Source organism: Micromonospora sp. NPDC003776, assembly GCF_053605645.1.
The window spans coordinates 1-1,688 of the sequence record NZ_JBSGJR010000897.1 but is presented as its reverse complement, the minus strand read 5'-3'; the positions used below and the strand labels follow the sequence as shown (position 1 = coordinate 1,688).

The 1,688-nt window shown below is 75.5% G+C and carries 2 protein-coding genes and 1 pseudogene; 2 read left to right on the top strand and 1 reads right to left on the bottom strand.

Going from position 1 to position 1,688, the window contains the following annotated elements; genetic code table 11:
• Window positions 1–220, bottom strand: a pseudogene (locus ACWEVO_RS36205) (hypothetical protein); the annotation flags it as partial.
• Between the two features lie 77 nt (window positions 221–297).
• On the opposite strand from ACWEVO_RS36205, the gene ACWEVO_RS36200 reads away from it, so the two are divergent.
• On the top strand, window positions 298–519 hold the full coding sequence (locus tag ACWEVO_RS36200; protein ID WP_452311893.1) for an FmdB family zinc ribbon protein: 222 nt from the start codon (window positions 298–300) through the stop codon (window positions 517–519).
• A gap of 156 nt (window positions 520–675) precedes the next feature.
• On the top strand, window positions 676–1,688 hold a 1,013-nt coding region (locus tag ACWEVO_RS36195; RefSeq protein ID WP_452311892.1), incomplete at its 3' end, for an adenylate/guanylate cyclase domain-containing protein.

Sequence of the window (1,688 nt, the reverse complement as noted above, 5' to 3'; positions counted from 1 at the left end):
CGCCGGCCGCGGCCGGTTCCGCGTCAGCGGGCTGCGCATCCGCACCTGTCGGCTTCGCGGTGGCGTCGGCGGGCTTCGCCTCGGCGGACGCCGGCTCCGGGCTCACGCCCGGCGTGGGCACGGCCGCCGGCTGCGGGTTGGTGCGGCGGGGCTTCGGGAGCGGCCGGTGGCCGGTGTCGCCGTCGGGTGGCACGGCCGGTCGCAGGGGCCGAACCGTCATGCGCTCCTCGCCGTCCACCACCCGTCGAGTATCACCCATGCCCGCCCCAACGTCAGGCCCGGTCGTACGCTGGGAGCATGCCCCGGTACGAGTTCCGCTGCCGCTCCTGCGGCGACACCTTCGAGATCAACCGCCCGATGGCGGAGGCCGGCCAACCGGCGTCCTGCCCCCAGGGCCACGCCGACACGGTGAAGCTGCTGTCCACGGTGGCGGTCACCGGCCGGGGCGGGGCCGGACCGGTCGGTGGCGGTGCCGCGCCGGCCGGTGGCGGCTGCTGCGGCGGCGCGTGCGGCTGCTGACCCGACCCGCGCCTCGTCTCGCCGGTCGATCCGTACCTTGCCGGCGGTGTGATCCTTTGGCACCTTGAGTCGGAATCTGCCCGACCGTTCTCACGATGCGTGACGGCGTGATCATAGGGCAGCATGAACCCCACGTCAGGGGCGGAGGTGCCACGCATGTCGCCACGGATCCACCTCCCGAGCGGATGGGTGACCTTCGTGTTCACCGACATCGAGGGCTCGACGCGACTGGCCCAGCTGCTCGGTCCGGGCTACCGCCCGGTGCTGCGGGAACACCGCCGGCTGCTGCGCGACACGTTGGCCGGCACCGACGGGGCGGAGTTGCTGACCGAGGGGGACTCGTTCTTCCTGGCGTTCGGTGACGCGGCCGCCGCGTTGACCGCCTGCCTCACCGCGCAACGCGCGCTGGCCAGCCACGACTGGCCCACCCCGGAGGCCGCGCCCCGGGTACGGATGGGCCTGCACACCGGGTACGCCGAACCGCGGGACGGTGAGTACGCCAGCGCCGAGGTGCACCGGGCGGCCCGGGTGGCCGCCGCCGCCCACGGTGGACAGGTGCTCTGCTCGGCCGCCACCGCCCGACGCGCCGAGCCGCTGCCCGACGGGGCGTCCCTGTTGGACCTGGGGCTGCACCGGCTGCGCGGCTTCGACGACCGGGAACGGCTGTTCCAGCTGGTGGCGCCCGGTCTGGAGCGGAGCTTCCCGCGCCCCCGGACCGCCGAGGCGGTGCCGCACAACCTGCCCACCCAGGTCACCTCGTTCGTCGGCCGGGAGGCGGAGCGGGCCGAGCTGCGGCGGCTGGTCGACACGTACCGCCTGGTGACCGTGCTGGGCGCGGGCGGCGCCGGGAAGACGCGGCTCGCGGTGGAGCTGGCCTCGGGGATCGTCGAGGCGTACCCGGACGGGGTCTGGTTCGTCGACGTCGCGGCGGTGACCGACCCGGGCCTGGTGGCGTTCGAGATCGCCGCCGTGCTCGGGCTCCGCCCGGAGCCCGGCCGCCCGATGGTGGACACCCTGGTCGAGTACGCGGCCGCCCGCCGGATGCTGATCGTGCTGGACACCTGCGACGCCCAGCCGGCCGCGTCGGCGGAGGTGATCTCCCGGCTGCTGGCCGGCGGCCGGGGCGTGCGGGAGCGGGGTCCACCGAGAGCGGGGGGATCCGCCACACC